The 16216-nt window shown below is 74.7% G+C and carries 16 protein-coding genes; 15 read left to right on the forward strand and 1 reads right to left on the reverse strand.

The window, feature by feature from the left end; all coding sequences use genetic code 11:
• Positions 1–242 precede the first annotated feature (242 nt).
• A complete protein-coding gene (locus ACRYM6_RS06595) occupies positions 243–2819 on the forward strand; it encodes a SpoIIE family protein phosphatase (protein ID WP_432541968.1) in 2577 nt (858 codons plus the stop codon).
• 31 nt (positions 2820–2850) lie between these two features.
• On the opposite strand, the gene ACRYM6_RS06600 is transcribed toward ACRYM6_RS06595, so the two are convergent.
• Entirely contained in the window at positions 2851–3090 is a 240-nt protein-coding gene (locus ACRYM6_RS06600) for a hypothetical protein (protein WP_432541969.1), read from the reverse strand.
• A 321-nt stretch (positions 3091–3411) separates the two neighbouring features.
• Between ACRYM6_RS06600 and ACRYM6_RS06605 the strand changes: the two genes are divergently transcribed.
• The 14 genes from ACRYM6_RS06605 (at position 3412) to ACRYM6_RS06670 (ending at position 16128) form a co-directional block, all read left to right on the forward strand.
• The gene (locus ACRYM6_RS06605; protein WP_432541970.1) at positions 3412–3918 is read left to right on the forward strand and encodes a GAF domain-containing protein; all 507 of its coding nucleotides are present in this window, start codon (positions 3412–3414) and stop codon (positions 3916–3918) included.
• A gap of 169 nt (positions 3919–4087) precedes the next feature.
• Positions 4088–5074 carry a siderophore ABC transporter substrate-binding protein gene (locus tag ACRYM6_RS06610; RefSeq protein ID WP_432541972.1) on the forward strand — a complete coding sequence of 329 codons (987 nt, stop codon included), beginning with the start codon at positions 4088–4090 and terminating at the stop codon, positions 5072–5074.
• An 11-nt stretch (positions 5075–5085) separates the two neighbouring features.
• The gene (locus tag ACRYM6_RS06615; protein WP_432541974.1) at positions 5086–6063 is read left to right on the forward strand and encodes an ABC transporter permease; all 978 of its coding nucleotides are present in this window, start codon (positions 5086–5088) and stop codon (positions 6061–6063) included.
• Complete coding sequence (locus ACRYM6_RS06620) at positions 6056–7114, forward strand: iron chelate uptake ABC transporter family permease subunit (RefSeq protein ID WP_432541975.1); 1059 nt, start codon at positions 6056–6058, stop codon at positions 7112–7114. The genes ACRYM6_RS06615 and ACRYM6_RS06620 overlap by 8 nt, the downstream gene beginning before the upstream one ends.
• Positions 7111–7866 (forward strand): iron ABC transporter ATP-binding protein, encoded by a 756-nt coding sequence (locus ACRYM6_RS06625; protein WP_432541976.1) that lies wholly within the window; start codon positions 7111–7113, stop codon positions 7864–7866. The genes ACRYM6_RS06620 and ACRYM6_RS06625 overlap by 4 nt, the downstream gene beginning before the upstream one ends.
• A 122-nt stretch (positions 7867–7988) precedes the next feature.
• Positions 7989–8933, forward strand: a complete 945-nt coding sequence (locus ACRYM6_RS06630) for a flagellar motor switch protein FliM (RefSeq protein WP_432541977.1) — start codon at positions 7989–7991, stop codon at positions 8931–8933.
• A complete protein-coding gene (fliN, locus tag ACRYM6_RS06635; RefSeq protein ID WP_432541978.1) occupies positions 8930–9673 on the forward strand; it encodes a flagellar motor switch protein FliN in 744 nt (247 codons plus the stop codon). Before ACRYM6_RS06630 ends, fliN begins: the two co-directional genes overlap by 4 nt.
• On the forward strand, positions 9673–10179 hold the full coding sequence (locus ACRYM6_RS06640) for a FliO/MopB family protein (RefSeq protein ID WP_432541979.1): 507 nt from the start codon (positions 9673–9675) through the stop codon (positions 10177–10179). Before fliN ends, ACRYM6_RS06640 begins: the two co-directional genes overlap by 1 nt.
• Entirely contained in the window at positions 10179–11084 is a 906-nt protein-coding gene (fliP, locus tag ACRYM6_RS06645; RefSeq protein WP_432542135.1) for a flagellar type III secretion system pore protein FliP, read from the forward strand. The genes ACRYM6_RS06640 and fliP overlap by 1 nt, the downstream gene beginning before the upstream one ends.
• 207 nt (positions 11085–11291) lie before the next feature.
• On the forward strand, positions 11292–11570 hold the full coding sequence (locus ACRYM6_RS06650; protein WP_432541980.1) for a flagellar biosynthetic protein FliQ: 279 nt from the start codon (positions 11292–11294) through the stop codon (positions 11568–11570).
• Between the two features lie 5 nt (positions 11571–11575).
• On the forward strand, positions 11576–12388 hold the full coding sequence (locus ACRYM6_RS06655; RefSeq protein WP_432541982.1) for a flagellar biosynthetic protein FliR: 813 nt from the start codon (positions 11576–11578) through the stop codon (positions 12386–12388).
• Positions 12385–13467 (forward strand): EscU/YscU/HrcU family type III secretion system export apparatus switch protein, encoded by a 1083-nt coding sequence (locus ACRYM6_RS06660; RefSeq protein ID WP_432541983.1) that lies wholly within the window; start codon positions 12385–12387, stop codon positions 13465–13467. The genes ACRYM6_RS06655 and ACRYM6_RS06660 overlap by 4 nt, the downstream gene beginning before the upstream one ends.
• A gap of 100 nt (positions 13468–13567) precedes the next feature.
• Complete coding sequence (locus ACRYM6_RS06665) at positions 13568–15664, forward strand: ATP-binding protein (RefSeq protein WP_432541985.1); 2097 nt, start codon at positions 13568–13570, stop codon at positions 15662–15664.
• A gap of 74 nt (positions 15665–15738) precedes the next feature.
• Positions 15739–16128, forward strand: a complete 390-nt coding sequence (locus tag ACRYM6_RS06670) for a response regulator (protein ID WP_432541987.1) — start codon at positions 15739–15741, stop codon at positions 16126–16128.
• The last annotated feature ends 88 nt before the right edge of the window (positions 16129–16216 follow it).

Raw genomic sequence — 16216 nt, forward strand, 5'->3', positions numbered from 1 at the left:
GGTGCCGGCCGTCCGGCGTTCCGGGCCGGTGGCCCGGCGCCGGGACGCACGGCGTGCGCCGGTGCGGACGGGCCCCGGGCGGCGGTCCGGGCGCCGGTCGGGGAGGCTGTTCACCGCAGCCGTCCAGCGGGGCGCTGCTCGTCGAGACGTGGCGGCACCGGGTGGGGGTGGGGTCGGCGATGGCGGCAGCAGCACCTCGTGCGAGCGCGGGCGACCCCGGTGACGGCGAGGTCCCCGGGGCCGTGCGGGTCGCCGGAGCGCACCGGCTCACCGCCGAGGGGGTGCGGGCCGCCGAGCGGTTGGTGCAGGCCCCGCCCGGTCCGGCGCTGCAGCGGCTGGCCGGGTTGGCCGCGCGACTGCTGTCGGCGCCGGCGTCGCAGGTCTCGCTGGTGACCGGGGTGCAGACCGTCGCCGCCGTCGCCGGTCAGGACCCGGCACTGGTGGGGACCAGCGTTCCGCTGGCGGACTCCCCGTGCGCGGTGACGGCGGGCAGCGGTGCCCCCCTGGTCGTGCCGGACGCCGCCGCCGACGAGCGGGTGGCCGCCCTGCCGCCGGTGACCTCCGGGGTGGTGGGCGCGTACCTGGGGGTGCCGCTGGTCGGTCACCACGGGCACGTGGTCGGCGCGCTGTGCGTCTTCGACCCCGCTCCGCGGCGCTGGCGCGACGGCGACGTGGAGGTGCTGTCGGAGCTGGCGGTCGCCGCCGCGGCGGAGCTGGAGCTGTCGGCGCTGTCGCTGGAGCACGAGAACGACCGGCTGCGCTGGCAGCTGGCCGTGGCCGCCGGTGGGGTGGGCAGCTTCGACTGGGACCTGCGCGCCGACGTCCTGGAGTGGGACGAGCAGGTGCTGCGGCTGTTCGGCTGCACCGCCGAGGAGTTCGACGGCACGATGGGCGCCTTCGAGCGGCGGGTCCACCCCGACGACCTGGACCGGGTGCGCCGGTCGCTGGGCGGGGCGGTCGCCGGCGGCGACGCCTTCGAGGCGGAGTACCGCGTGGTCCTGCCCGCGCCGGACCCGGTGGGGCGCACGCGGTGGGTGAAGGCGCGCGGACGGGTGCTGCCCGGCGCCGACGGGCGCCCCGCGCACCTGCTGGGCGCGGTCTACGACACCACCCGCGAGCACGACGACGACGTGCGCGTGGCGCGGGTGCTGGAGTCGATGTCCTCGGCGTTCTTCTCCCTGGACCGCGACTGGCGCTTCACCCACGTCAACGCCGAGGCCGAGCGGGTGCTGCAGCGCCCGCGCGAGCAGATGCTCGGCCAGGTCGTGTGGGAGCTGTTCCCCGACGCCGTCGGCAGCACGTTCGAGCTGCAGTACCGCCGGGCCATGAGCACCGGCGAGCAGGTCGACTTCGAGGCGTACTACCCCGCACCGCTGGACCGCTGGTACGAGGTGCGCGCCTGGCGCGACCCGGACGGGCTGGCGGTGTACTTCCTGGACGTCACCGCCCGCCGTGCCGCGCAGGCGCAGGCCGAGGCCGACCGGGCGGCGGCGCGGGAGGCCCTGCGCACGGCCGAGCAGGCCCAGCGGACCGCCGAGCGGGCCGCGGCGCGGCTGGCGCTGCTGGCCCGGGTCAGCGCCGACCTGGCCGCGACCTTCGACACCGAGGAGGCCGTCGCGCGCCTGGCGCAGCACCTGGTGCCGGCGCTGGGGGACTGGTGCATCGTCACCCTGCTCGACGAGCAGGGGAACCTGCGCGACATCGGCTCCTGGCACGCGGAGCAGGCCGCCCGCCCCGTGCTGGAGCGCTACCGCCGGGTGCGCCTGCCCTGCCTGAGCCCGCGGGCCCCCCTGCACCGCGCCCTGCGCGAGGACCGGCCCGTGCTGGTGGCCTCCGACGCCACCGAGCGGCTGGGCGCGATGCTCGCCGAACCGGCCCGGGGGCTGCTGCAGCAGCTGGCGCCGCAGGCCGCGCACATGCTGCCGATGCGCGCCCGCGGGCGCACGGTCGGGCTCGTCACCCTCTTCCGCAGTCCCGGCACGCCGCCACCGGCGCCCGAGGACCTGCTGACCGTGCGGGAGGTCGCCGACCGGGCCGGGCTGGCGCTGGACAACGCCCGCCTGTACGGCCAGCAGCAGCACGTGGCCGAGGGCCTGCAGCGCAGCCTGCTCAGCGCGCCCGTCGCCCCGGACGACCTGCAGGTCGTGGTGCGCTACCGCCCCGCCGCGCACGCCGCGCAGGTCGGCGGGGACTGGTACGACGCGTTCCCGCAGCCCGACGGGGCCACCGTCCTGGTCATCGGCGACGTCGTGGGCCACGACATCACCGCCGCGGCGGCGATGAGCCAGGTCCGCTCCCTGCTGCGGGGCATCGCCCACCACAGCGGCCAGGGGCCGGCGGCGGTGCTGACCGGGCTGGACGCGGCGATGCAGGGCCTGGCGCTGGACACGACCGCCACCGCGCTGGTGGCGCGCGTGGAGCAGGGCCCGCAGGACCGCGAGCGCGGGGTGGTCCGGTTCCGCTGGTCCAGCGCCGGGCACCCGGCGCCGCTGCTGCTGGCCCCCGACGGCACCGTGACCGCCTTGACCGGACGCGGCCACGACCTGCTGCTGGGCCTCGACCCCCGCACCCCGCGCGTCGACGAGGAGACCACCCTCGGGCCCGGGGCGACGGTGCTGCTGCACACCGACGGCCTCGTCGAACGGCGGGAGCAGGACTACGACGACGGCGTGCGGCGGCTGCGCGAGGTCGTCCTCGACCTGGCCGGGGAGAGCCTGGACGACCTGTGCGACGGCGTCCTGGCCCGCCTGCTGCCCGAGCGCGCCGAGGACGACGTCGCGATCGTCGCCGTGCGCCCGCGACCCCCGGACCGGCGCTGAGGTCGACGCCGGGAACGGGGTCGCGCGCGGCTCAGGCGAGGGACGCGGTGTTGCGCATCGCCTGCTGGACGTGCAGGCGCACGAGGCAGCTGCGCACGGCCATCCGGATCGGCTGGTCGTCGCAGTGCTCCACGAGCCACTGGCCGAGGACCTGCAGCTGCCGCGGCTCCAGGTCCATGCCCAGGCAGCCCGTGGCCAGGGCGGCGCCGTTCCAGACCTGCAGCGCCTGCTCCGGGCTGGACACCTCGGCCAGCCGCCGCAGCCACTGCACCGCGGTCGGCTCCTCCAGCGTCGCCGGTGACCGCCGGACCGGTGCACTGCGTGCCGGCTGTTCTCCTCGCATGCTCAAGTACATCGGCGTCGCGGGGCACCCCGTGCAGGGGGCCGGAGGGGTGGCGCGAACGGGCGGCCCCCGCCCGTGGACCGGCCCCGCACCGTGCCCGGAGGGAGCGCTGCGTGCACGACTCACCCGGTGGGCCCGCGCGATCGGGTGGTGGTGGGCCCCGGGGGTGCAGGACCCCTCACCGCGGGCCGATGTCCCAGGGGTGGGCGCCCCGGCCGGTGGCCCCCACCACGAGGACGAGGAGCAGAGATGGACGAGGCCAGCGTGCTGACCGACCGGGCGCGGCTGGAGGCGGTCGCCGCCTGGGAGGGCAGCCAGCCGGAGCTGAAGCGCCGCCTCGACGAGGTGGCGGCCCGCACCGCCGAGCGGCTGGGGTTCCCCCTGAGCCTGGTCAGCCTCGTCCTGGACGCCTCCACCGTCTTCGCCGGCAGCCACGGGCTGGTCGGCTGGGTCGCCGAGGTCGGCGGCGTGCCCGCGGAGTGGTCGTTCTGCACGACCACCGTCGTCGAGGGTTCCCCGTACGTGGTTCCCGACGCCGACGCCGAGGACCACCACCGCGACAACCCGGTCGTGACCGAGGGCGGGGTGCGTTCCTACGCCGGCGTCCCGCTGCGCACCCGCGAGGGGCAGGTCGTGGGCGCCCACTGCGTGCTGGGGGTCGAACCCCACGAGTTCGGCCCGGGGGAGATCGCCGAGCTGGAGCGCGCCGCCGCCGAGATCGTCGCCATCGTCGAGGAGCACCGCGCCCGCGCGTGACCGGAGGTGGGGGAGGGGTTCGGGTAGCCTCACCTCACGAGGTGACGAAGGTCACGCGCCGTCGCGCCGGTCGTACCGCAGGTGTCGGTTAGGTTTGGCTTCGCTGACCCGGCCGGTCTCCCGGCTACGCGTCGCGTCGCCCACCCCGTCGTCACCCCGAGGGACACCCGTGCGCTCTTCCCGTCTGCCCCGCCTCGTCTCCGCCGGCGCCCTGGCCGCCCTGACCCTCAGCGCCTGCTCCGGCACCCCCGCGACCGAGGAGACCGCCGCGGCGGCCGCGCCGACGTCGGTGACCGTGCAGGACAACCACGGGACCCAGACCGTCGAGCTGCCCGCGACCTCGGTCGTGGCCACCGACAACAGCACCTTCGAGACCCTCGACTCCTGGGGCGTCGAGCTCAGCGCCGCGGCCGTCGCGCTGATGCCGGAGACGATCTCGTACACGCAGGACCCCTCGATCGTCGACCTGGGCAACCACCGCGAACCGGACCTGGAGGCCGTCGTGGCCGCCGACCCCGACCTCATCGTCAACGGCGGCCGGTTCGCCCAGTACCGCGAGGACCTGGCGGAACTGGCGCCCGACGCCACGATCGTCGAGGTCGACCCCCGCGACGGCCAGCCGCTGGACGCCGAGCTCAAGCGCGGCACCACGGTGATGGGGGAGCTGTTCGGCCACCAGGCCGAGGCGGAGGCGCTCAACGACGCCCTCGACGCCTCCATCGCCCGCGTGAAGGCCGCCTACGACCCCGGCACCACCGTCATGGGCCTCATCGTCTCCGGCGGCGAGATCGGCTACGTCGCCCCCTCCCACGGCCGCACCATCGGCCCGATGTTCGACGTCCTCGGGCTGACCCCCGCGCTGCAGGTGCCCGAGGGTTCCGACGACCACCAGGGCGACGACATCTCCGTGGAGGCCATCGCCGCCTCGAACCCCGGCCTGATCATCGTCATGGACCGCGACGCCGCCGTGTCCGCGCAGGAGGCCGGGTACACCCCGGCCGCGCAGGTCATCGAGGGTTCCCAGGCGCTGCGGGGCGTCCGCGCGGTGCAGGACGGGAACGTCCTGCACCTGCCCGCCGACACCTACACCAACGAGGGCATCCAGACCTACACCGAGTTCTTCGACACCCTGGCCGACCGGCTCGAGCAGGCCTGACCCCCGTGGTGGTGACCCCGGGACCGGCCCGGGCGCCGAGCCGCCCGCTGCTGGACCCGAAGCTGCTGGTCGGTGTCCTCGCGGTCGGCGCCCTGCTGGTGGTGTCGCTGTTCACCGGCGTCTTCGACGTCCTCGACGGCGACGCCGGCCGGGAGATGTTCGCCATCACCCGCGTCCCGCGGACGATCGCCCTGGTCCTGGCCGGGGCGGCGATGGCGATGTCGGGCCTGGTGATGCAGCTGCTGACGCAGAACCGGTTCGTCGAACCCACGACGACCGGGACGACGGAGTGGGCGGGCCTGGGGCTGCTGGCCGTCACGGTCCTCGCCCCCCAGGCCGGCCTGGTGACCCGGATGGCCGGCGCCGTCCTGGCCGCGTTCGCCGGGACGATGGTGTTCTTCCTGCTCCTGCGCCGGGTGTCGCTGTCGTCCTCCCTCGTCGTGCCCGTCGTCGGCATCATGCTCGGCGCGGTCGTCGGGGCGGTCACGACGTACCTCGCGCTGGCCACCGACACCCTGCAGAGCCTGGGGGTGTGGTTCGCGGGCAGCTTCACCTCCGTCCTGCGCGGGCAGTACGAGGTGCTGTGGGTCGTGGCCGCCGTCGCCGTCGCCGTGTTCGTCGTCGCCGACCGGTTCACCGTCGCCGGCCTGGGCCGCGACGTCGCGACCAACGTCGGGCTCGACCACGAGCGGGTCGTGCTGCTGGGCACAGCGATGATCGCCATCACGACCGGGGTCGTCACCGTCGTCGTGGGGAACCTGCCGTTCCTCGGGCTCATCGTCCCGAACGTCGTCTCGATGGTCCGCGGCGACGACCTGCGCACGAACCTGCCCTGGGTGTGCCTGCTGGGGATCGCCACCGTGACGGTCTGCGACCTGCTGGGCCGCACCGTGATCCGCCCGTTCGAGGTGCCCGCCTCGCTGATCCTCGGGGTGCTCGGCGCGGTCGTGTTCACCGCCCTGCTGCTGCGGAGCCGCCGGCATGGCTGACCTGCTCAGAACCACCGGAGCCACCGGAGCCACCGGCACCACCGGCCCGGCGCGGCGGACGGGCGCGTTCGCCGACGCCCGCGCCGCCCGCCAGTACCGGGTCGTCCTGGCCGCCCTGGTCGCGGTCGGCCTCGTGGCGGCCGCGGGCATCCTCACCTGGGGCAACCCGCTGCCGCCCGGCAGCGACGGGTTCTGGCGCATCGTCCGGCTGCGGGCCACCAGCCTCCTCGTCATCGCCGTCGTCGTCGTGTGCCAGGCCACCGCCACGGTCGCGTTCCAGACCGTCACGGGCAACCGCGTCATCACCCCCTCCATCATGGGTTTCGAGGCGCTGTACGTCGCGGTCCAGACCGCCGCGGTGTACTTCCTCGGCGCCGTCGGGGTGATCGCGCTGCAGGGCGTCCCGCAGTTCGCCCTGCAGGTCGTGGTCATGGTCGGGTTCTCGATGCTGCTGTACGGGTGGCTGCTCGGCGGCCGCCGCGCGAACCTGCACGTCGTGCTGCTGGTCGGCATCGTCCTGGGCGGCGGGCTGCGCTCGGTCGCGACGTTCATGCAGCGGCTGCTGACCCCCAGCGAGTTCGACGTCCTCACCGCCCGGCTGTTCGGGTCGGTCTCCAACGCCGACGCCTCCTACCTGCCGATCGTGGTACCGCTGTGCGCGGCCGCCGCGCTGGGCCTGTTCCTGCTGTCGGCGCGGCTGAACGTCCTGGCCCTGGGCCGCGACGTCGCCGTCGGGCTGGGCGCCGACCACCGCCGCGAGCTCCTGGGCGTCCTGCTGCTGGTCTCGGTGCTGATGGCCGCCTCGACGGCCCTGGTCGGGCCCATGACGTTCCTGGGGTTCCTGGTGGCCTCCATCGCCTACCAGGTCGCTCCCACCCACGACCACCGCCACCTGTTCCCGATGGCCGTCGCCGCCGGGTTCGCGGTGCTGGCCGGGGCCTACTTCGTCCTGAAGAACGTGTTCTACGCCGAGGGCGCCGTCTCGATCCTCATCGAGGCCGTCGGCGGCACCGTGTTCCTCGTCGTCCTGCTCCGGAAGGGCCGGTTGTGATCGAGCTCAAGGGCGTCCGCAAGACCTACGGCCAGGAGGTGTCGATCGGGCCGGTCGACCTGCAGATCCCCGCCGGCGGCGTCACCGCCCTCGTCGGCCCCAACGGCGCCGGGAAGTCGACGCTGCTGACGGTGGTGGGCCGGCTGCTGGGCGCCGACGCCGGCACCGTCGAGGTCGCCGGCTACGACGTGGCCCGCACCCCCTCCCGCGACCTGGCCCGGATCGTCTCGATCCTGCGCCAGGAGAACCACTTCGTGACGCGCCTGACGGTCCGCCAGCTCGTCGCCTTCGGCCGCTTCCCGCACTCGCGGGGCCGGCTGACCACCGCCGACGAGGAGGCCGTGTCCCGCGCGGTCGACTTCCTCGACCTCACCGGCCTGCAGGACCGCTACCTCGACCAGCTCTCCGGCGGGCAGCGGCAGCGGGCCCACGTCGCCATGGTCCTGTGCCAGGAGACCGAGTACGTGCTGCTGGACGAGCCGCTGAACAACCTCGACGTGAAGCACTCGGTGCAGATGATGCAGCACCTGCGCCGCGCCGCCGACGAGCTCGGGCGCACCGTCGTCGTCGTCCTGCACGACATCAACTTCGCCGGCCACTACGCCGACCGGATCTGCGCGGTGAAGGACGGGCGGGTCGTGGAGTTCGGCCCCCCGGAGCAGATCCTCACCGGGGAGGTCCTCAGCCGCGTCTTCGACACCCCCGTCACCTGCCTGCCCGGCCCCCGCGGGCCCATCGCCGTCTACTACTGACCGCCCGCCGGCGCGCCCCGACCGGCGCGACCGGGCCCCGCCGGACTTGAGCCCCCGGGCCGCGCACCACCCGTTCGGGCTCGCGCTAAAGGGTGACGGCCCTTCGTGCCGATAGGTGGCACGTGGCAGCCGAGACCCCCAGCACCGCAGAGCGGACCGGCACCCGTCGCTCCCGGCGACGCGGTGTCCCCGTCCCGTACGACTTCCGACGGCCGACCAAGCTGTCGCGTCAGCACGCCCGCGTGCTGGAGATCACCTACGAGGGCTTCTGCCGGCAGTGGGCGACCCTGCTGTCCTCGACGCTGCGCACCACCGTGCAGGTCGAGCTGGACGGCATCCAGCAGTACAGCTACGACGAGTACGCCGCGTCGCTGCCGATGCCGACCGTGATGGCCGTGTTCGACCCCGAGCCGCTGGTCGGCGCCGCGGTCCTGCACCTGGACATCGCCTTCGTGCTCTCCTGCATCGAGCGGATGCTCGGCGGGAGCGGCGTCAACGAGCAGCCGGCGCGCCAGCTCACCGACATCGAGGCCGTCCTGGCCCGCGGGATGGTCGAGCGCACCCTCACCGAGCTGGCCTCCTCGCTGCTGTCGGTGACGGACCTGAAGCCGAAGCTGACGGCCATCGACCAGAACCCGGCGTTCGCGCAGGCCGCCGCGGCCACCGACGTGATGATCGTCTCGTCCTTCCACCTGCAGCTGGAGGGCCTGACCGGCACCGCCACGCTCGCGATGCCGCTGGACCCGCTGTCCGCCGCCCTGACCGCCGCCGAGCTGCGGGTCGCCAGCCCCGAGGAGCTGCGCGTGCGCCGCCTCATGCGCGACCGCCTCGACGACCACCTGGAGCACATCCCGGTGGAGGTCTCGGTGCGGATGAAGGCCGCCCAGATGCGCCCCGACGAGATCCTCGCGCTCATCCCCGGTGACGTGCTGCGCCTCCCGCACCGCGCCGACGAACCCCTGGAGGTGGTGTCCTCCGACGCCCACGTCGCCTCCGCCGTGGCCGGTAGCCGCGGAGCCAAGCTCGCCTGCCTGATCGTCCCGACCGTCGAGGAGAACGCCCGATGAGCACCATGACCAGCACCGACCTGTCCGCCGTCCTCCGCGACGCCGCCCAGGCCGCCCTCGCCGTCCTGCCGCTGTCGGGGCCGGGCGCCATCACCGACATCGTGCCGGTCCCGCAGGCCCCCGACCTCGGCGACGAGGGCACCGCGGTCTCGGCGAACTTCGCCGGCGCCTCCAACGGCCGCGTCACCGTCGTGGTCGGCGAGGAGACGCTCAACACGCTGCTCATGAGCCCCGAGGGCGCCCTCGACCCGGTCGACGCGCTGCGCCCGGCGCTGGAGACGGTCGTGCACGCCCTGGGCCAGTGCGTGCTCGAGGCGGGCGTCGAGGGCGACCCGGCGCAGGCGCTGAGCCAGCTCGACGGCGGCGCGGTCGCCGTCGTCGGCGCCGCGGGGGAGACCCTGGCCCTCATCGGCCTGACCCTCACCGCGCAGGCCGAGGCGCCCGCCCCGGTCGCCACCGCCTCGGCCGCGCCCGCCGCCTCCGGCGGCCCGCGCCGCACGATGGACCTGCTGCGCGACGTCCAGATGGACGTCACCGTCGAGCTGGGCCGCACCTCCATGACGGTGCAGGACCTGCTGGCCCTGACGCCCGGCTCGGTCGTCGAGCTGGACCGCGCGGCCGGCTCGCCCGCCGACGTCCTGGTCAACGGCCAGCTCATCGCCCGCGGCGAGGTCGTCGTCGTGGACGAGGACTACGCCATCCGCATCACCGAGATCGTCACCCCGGAGGCCGGCGCCTGATGGACGCTGTCGCCGCGATCGCGCGGACGAGCATCTCCCTGGTGGCGGTGCTCGGGCTGCTGTACCTGATCTCCCGCTGGCTGCGCCGCCGTCAGGGCGCCGTGGCCGGCGGGGCTGACTTCGCCGTCCTGGCCAAGCAGAGCCTGGGTGCCAAAGCCGCCGTCGCGCTGGTCAAGGTCGGCGACAAGGCCCTGGTCGTCGGGGTCTCCGACGCCGGGGTCAACCTCCTCGGGGAGACCGAGGTGGCGGCCCTGTTCAAGGAATCCGCCGAACCTGCCGAAGAGGTCGGCATCACCGCCACGGACTCGGCGGACAGCGCGACCGGCACGGAAGCCGTTGCGGCGCAACCCCAGGTGGGGGAGCGCTACCTGCGCAAGGCCGGCGAGACGATCGCCGTGAGGACCCCCGCCCGCCACACCGCCACCGGTGTGGGCGGCTCGGCGCTCTCCCCGGCCACCTGGTCCAAGGCAGTCGACGTTCTTCGTGAGAGGACGACCCGCAGGTGATGAAGTCCCGAGCCGCCCGCCGTGCGCGGACCCTGGCCGCAGCGCTGGTGGTCTCCGGTGGTCTGGTCGTCGGGGGCGCGCTGAGCGCCCAGGCGACCGCCCCCGCAGCCGTCCCCGCCGCCGTCACCGCCGCCGCCCCCGCCGCCGTCACGACCTCCTTCGGGGCCGTGCAGGCCGGGTTCCCGGTGGGGGTCCAGGCCCCCGCGGCCCCGCAGGCGCCCGCCGCGCCGGCCGGGACCGGGTCGGTCTCGGTCGACATCAACGGCGTCGACGGCAAGCCCAGCCAGTCGATCACCATCATCATCGCGCTGACGATCCTGTCGGTGGCCCCCGCGCTGCTGCTGCTCACGACGGCGTTCACCAAGATCCTCATCGTGCTGGGCCTGACCCGCAACGCCCTGGGCCTGATGGGGACCCCGCCCAACCAGGTCCTGGCCGGCCTGGCGCTGTTCCTGACGATGTTCGTCATGGCGCCCACGTTCAGCCAGATCAACGACGTCGCGGTCCAGCCCTACCTCAAGGGCGAGAAGACCGCGACGGTCTCCTTCGAGGACGGCTCGAAGCCGCTGAAGGAGTTCATGCTCAAGCAGACGCGCCCCGAGGAGCTGGCGCTGATGACCAAGGCCGCCAAGCGCGACCTGCCCGCCACCCGCGAGGAGACGCCGCTGACGACGCTGGTGCCGGCCTTCGCGCTCTCGGAGCTGCGCAGCGCCTTCATCATCGGCTTCGTGATCTTCATCCCGTTCCTGGTGATCGACATCGTCGTCTCCGCGGCGCTGATGAGCCTGGGGATGATGATGCTGCCCCCGGTGACGGTGTCGCTGCCCTTCAAGCTGCTGCTGTTCGTGATGGTCGACGGCTGGGGCCTGATCGTGAAGTCGCTGGTGGCCAGCTACACGGGGTGACCGCGCCGCGGTGAGCGCCAGCCGCCCGCCCACCCGCACGACCGCCCGCACGACCGAGGGACCGGTGTCGTCGACACCGGTCCCTTCGTCGTCCCCGGCCCGCACCCGAGCCCGCCGAGCCCCGCTCACCCGCTCGGGCTCAAGGGATTCACCCGATCGGCCGAGACAACCAGGGCAAGGACCCCGCGACCGGAAGAGGCGAAGCTGATGACCGACGTGACCGTCATCCACATCGGGATGACCGCTCTCGTCCTCGCCGCCAAGCTGTGCGCCCCCATGCTCCTGACCGCCCTGGCGGTCGGCTTCGGCATCTCGCTGTTCCAGAGCGTGACGCAGCTGCAGGAGCAGACGATCTCCTTCGTCCCCAAGGCCGTCGCCGTCGGCATCGCGATCGTGGTGTGCGGCAAGTGGATGCTGCACGAGCTCACCGGCTACACCACCGCGCTCTACGGCCAGATCCCCTCGCTGCTCACCCACGGCGGCTGATCGGGGTGCAAGGCCTGCCCGCCGTCCCGCTCGACCTGCTGGTGGCGCTGCTGCTCGCCGGCATCCGCGCCGCCGCGTTCCTCCTGGTCGCCCCGCCCTTCGCCAACCGGGCCGTCAACGGCCGCGTCAAGGCGATGCTGTCCGTCGCGATCGCCCTGCCCGTCGCCGGCCGCCTGCGCGAGTCCGCGCCCGCGGTCGAACCGGGCGCGATCATCACCGCCGCCGTCCAGCAGGCCCTCATCGGCGTCGTCATGGGCGCCCTGGTGGCGGTGCTGTTCGCCGCCGTCCAGGCCGCCGGCGACATGATCGACCTCTTCGGCGGCTTCCAGCTCGCCAGCGCCTACGACCCGCTGATGCAGTCCCAGACGGCGATCTTCGGCAAGCTCTACTCCTGGACCAGCACCGCGCTGCTCGTCGTCTCCGGCGGGCACCTGCTGATCCTGCAGGGCTTCCTGCGCTCCTACGAGGTGCTGCCGTTGGACGCCGGCCTCGACACCGGCACCGTCGCGCGGGTCTTCAGCGAGGGCGTCACCCAGCTCGTCGTCTCGGCCCTGCAGATCGCGGCCCCGCTGGTCGCGGTCCTGTTCATCACCGACATCGGCCTCGGCCTGCTCTCGCGCGTCGCCCCGGCGCTGAACGTCTTCGCCATGGGCTTCCCGCTGAAGATCCTCATCACCCTCACCCTGGCCGGGTTCACCTTCTCCATGCTGCCCGGCGTCGTGGACGACCTGGCCGACACCGCCCGCGAGACCGTCGTGCGGGTCCTCAGCCCCGGGGACGGCCCCGGGGCCGCGGCGGACGGGGGTGGTGACGGGTGAGCGGCGAGAAGACCGAAGCACCCACCCCGAAGAAGCTCAAGGAAGCGCGCGACGAGGGGAACATCCCGTTCTCCCGCGACGTCGGGGCCTGGCTGTCCACCGGCGCGGGGGCCATCACCATCCCGCACACCATCGAGTCCGGGCAGGTCCTGCTGCGGCGCACCATGGGCCGCATCGCCGAGGTCGCCACCCACCCCGACCCCGCGCAGGCCCTCGCCGTCCTGACCAGCACCTTCCGGGGCGTCCCCGGCGTGCTGGGCCCGCTGACCGTCGCCACCGTGCTGGCCGTCGTCGTCGCCGGCGCCGTCCAGGGCACCCTGCGGCCGGCCCCCAAGAAGCTCAAGCCCAAGTTCTCCAACCTCAACCCCGTCAACGGCTTCAAGCAGCACTGGGGACCCCAGGCGGTCTGGGAGACCGTCAAGTCGCTGCTGAAGACCCTCGTCATCGGCGGCGCCGTGTGGGTGGTCGCGAAGAACCTCACCCCGCACCTCATCGGCCAGGGCACCATGCCCACCGCCTCCGTCCTGGAGCTGACCGGCGGGGCCGTCGTGAAGATGCTCGCCGTCACGATCCTGCTCGGGCTGATCATCGCCGCGGCCGACTACGCCATGAGCCGGCGCCGCATCATGAAGAAGCTGCGGATGAGCAAGCAGGACATCAAGATGGAGCACAAGAACGCCGAGGGCGACCCGCTGCTCAAGGGCGCCATCCGCTCCAAGCAGATGGCCATGTCCCGCAACCGGATGATGGCCGACGTCGCCAGCGCCGACGTCGTCCTGGTCAACCCCACCCACATCGCCGTCGCCCTGCGCTACGAGCCGGGCACCGGCGCCCCCAAGGTCGTCGCCAAGGGCGCCGGGGCGATCGCCACCAAGATCCGCGAGAAGGCCAAGGAGAACGACGTCCCGCTGGTCAAGGACATCGAGCTGGCCCGCGCCATGTACAAGAGCGTCAAGGTCGGCCAGGAGATCCCGCCGGAGTTCTTCGCCACCGTCGCCAAGGTGCTCGCCTTCGTCATGAGCCTGCGCAGCCGGGGCTCGCTGACGGCCTTCGGTGAAGCGCACACCGTCCCCGCGTGAGCGGGGCCGGCCGCGGGGGTCGCGGGCGGTCAAGGTGGGCGCCGCCGCGGCCGATGCTCAGCGGGTGGGCCGACGAGGTGGGGCACCGGGTGCACCGGGCGTGAGCGGGACCCCCCGCGCCGACGCCGGCGGCACCCCCGTCGCCACCCGCCTCACCCGCGCCCTCGGCCTCCTCGTCGCCCTCCTGCTCCTGGTCGGCGTCAGCGGCGCCGGCGGGCTGCTCGCCACCGGCGCCTCCCGCGCCCGCGAGACCCAGCTGCGCGGCCTCGAGACCGCCAACGCCACCCTGCACCTGACCCTGCTGACCGCCGACGCCGCCGTCCGCGACCACCACGACACCGGCCGCCCGCAACCCCTGGACGCCTACCGCCGCGCCCTGGACGCCCTGCCCGCCCAGCGCGCCCGGGTCCAGCAGCTCCTCACCGACCCGCTGCAGCGCAGCCTGTCCGCCGAGCAGGACCGGCTCATCGACACCTGGGTCGCCACCACCGACCCCGACCGCGGCGCCGCCGACACCGCCGGCGCCGCCGCGCAGGCCGCCGCCTTCGCCGCCGTCGGCGAGGCCGGCGCCCGCCTCGACGTCCTCGTGCGCCACCAGCGCGACGACGCCACCACCGCCGAGACCTGGGTCCGCTACGGCGCCCTGACCGTCACCGTCCTCACCCTCGCCGCGGCGCTCGCGGTCGGGGTGGGCACCGGCTCGCGCACCCGCCGGGCCCTGGTCGACCCGCTGCGCTCGCTGGTCGACGTCCTCGACGCCCTCGGCCGCGGCCAGCGCGGCGCGCATGCCGACCCCACCCGCGGCCCCACCGAGGTCCGCACCGTCGCCCTGGCCGTCAACGACCTGGCCCGCGAGAACGCCCGCCTGCTCGAGGCCGCCGAGCGCTCGGCCCGCCTGCACCGGCTCGCCGGGGACATCGGGCGCCAGGTCCGCGACCAGCTCGTGGCCCGCGACGCGATCGACGTCGCGGTCACCCGCCTGCGCGAGGAGCTCGACGTCACCGGGGTCCGGGTCCAGCTGCTGGACGTCGACGCCGGTGGCCCGGGGGCGCCGACGGGGGAGCGGGGCGCCGCGCCGGACGCGGGGCCCGGCGCGGGGCCGGACGCTGGGCCGGACGCGGGGCTGGACGAGCACCGCGACTGGCTCACCGACCTGCACCGCACCGGCGACGTGCACGTGGTCACCGACACCCGTGCCGGGGCCGACGGCGGCGCCCCCGAGCGGCTCCTGACCGCCGCCGGCGCCCGGGCGCTGCTGCTGGTGCCCATCGGGGCCGGGGAGTCCCCCCACGGGCTCCTGACCGTCCTCGACGACCGCGGCCCGCGCCGCTGGAGCGAGCAGGAGGTCGACCTGGCCCGCTCCGTGGCCGTCGACCTGGCCCGCGCCCTGGCCCTGGCCGCCCTCTACCGCGCCCAGGAACGCCTCCTCGGCGAGCTGCGCGAGGTCGAGACCGTCAAGTCGGACCTGCTGGCCACCGTCTCGCACGAGCTGCGCACCCCCCTGACGTCCATCTCCGGCTACCTCGAACTGCTGCGCGACGGCGCCGTCGGCGACGTCGGGGACGACGTCGCCGCCGTCCTGGGCATCGTCGAGCGCAACACCGACCGGCTGCGGGCCCTCATCGAGGACCTGCTGCTGCTCTCGCGCGTCGAGTCCGGCCCCGCCCGCGGCCCCGGCGGCACCAGCACCGTCGCCGACCTCGTCACCTCCGTCCTGGCCGCCCTGCCCACCCTGGCCAGCCGCGCCGGGGCCCACGGCGCCGTGCGCTGCACCACCCCCGACGACGCGCTCGCCGGGCTGCGCGTCAGCGGCGACCCCGAGCACCTGCACCGGGCCCTGCTGGCCGTCGTCGAGAACGCCGTGAAGTTCTCCCCGGCCGGCTCCCTGGTGCGCCTGCGCGTCGAGCACGACCGGCAGGCCGTGCGGATCGTCGTGCAGGACAACGGCATGGGCATCCCCGCCGGGGAGACCGCGGCCGTCTTCGACCGCTTCGCCCGCGGCTCCAACGCCGCGCTCCTGCAGGTCCCCGGCACCGGCCTGGGCCTGACCATCGCCCGGGACCTGCTGCGCCTGCACGGCGGCGGCGTCACCCTGGAGTCCGAGCTGGACCGGGGGACCACCGCCGTGCTCACCCTGGCCCACGCCGCACCCGCCCTGACCGCCGCCGGGGCGGGCCCCCCCCCGCCCGGCCCCTGAGGCCCCACCCGCCCTCCCACCCGCACACCACCCGCACCACCCACCCGCCCCCACCAGGTCCAGGAGGACCCGCCATGGCCAGAGTGCTCGTCGTCGAGGACGACCCGGACATCCGTCAGCTCGTCGAACTGCGCCTGCGCGGTCTGGGCCACCGCGTCGTGGCCGCCGCCGACGGCCCCGAGGCGCTCACCGTCATCGCCGAGCGCGGCGCCCCCGAGGTCGTCGTCCTCGACGTCGCCATGCCCGGCATGACCGGCCTGGAGGTCCTGCGGACCCTGCGCGCCCAGCCCGAGCACGCCGGCCTGCCCGCGATCTTCCTGTCCGCCCGCGTGCGGCCCGAGGACATCGCCGCCGGGGAGGAGCTCGGCGCGATCTACCTCACCAAGCCCTTCGTCGTCTCCGCGCTCGCCGGTGCCATCGAGAAGGCCCTGGCCGCCTCGGCGCAGTCCGCCGGGAGCTGGTGAGCGCCCCCGGCCCCGCCCGCCCCACCCCGCCGACCCCGTCCCGCACCCGCGGGGCGGGGTCGTGCGCGTCCGGGACCCCTCGTGCGGG

Origin of the sequence: Kineococcus rugosus, from assembly GCF_050871975.1 — a bacterium.
In the GTDB taxonomy this organism is placed as follows: Bacteria; Actinomycetota; Actinomycetes; order Actinomycetales; family Kineococcaceae; genus Kineococcus.

Bases quoted from the DNA above. Each gene is read 5' to 3' on its own strand.
- fliN (WP_432541978.1), top strand. From the start codon at position 8,930: ATGAGCACCATGACCAGCACCGACCTGTCCGCCGTCCTCCGCGACGCC.
- ACRYM6_RS06640 (WP_432541979.1), top strand. From the start codon at position 9,673: ATGGACGCTGTCGCCGCGATCGCGCGGACGAGCATCTCCCTGGTGGCG.
- ACRYM6_RS06650 (WP_432541980.1), top strand. From the start codon at position 11,292: ATGACCGACGTGACCGTCATCCACATCGGGATGACCGCTCTCGTCCTC.
- fliP (WP_432542135.1), top strand. From the start codon at position 10,179: ATGAAGTCCCGAGCCGCCCGCCGTGCGCGGACCCTGGCCGCAGCGCTG.
- ACRYM6_RS06670 (WP_432541987.1), top strand. From the start codon at position 15,739: ATGGCCAGAGTGCTCGTCGTCGAGGACGACCCGGACATCCGTCAGCTC.
- ACRYM6_RS06605 (WP_432541970.1), top strand. From the start codon at position 3,412: ATGGACGAGGCCAGCGTGCTGACCGACCGGGCGCGGCTGGAGGCGGTC.
- ACRYM6_RS06620 (WP_432541975.1), top strand. From the start codon at position 6,056: ATGGCTGACCTGCTCAGAACCACCGGAGCCACCGGAGCCACCGGCACC.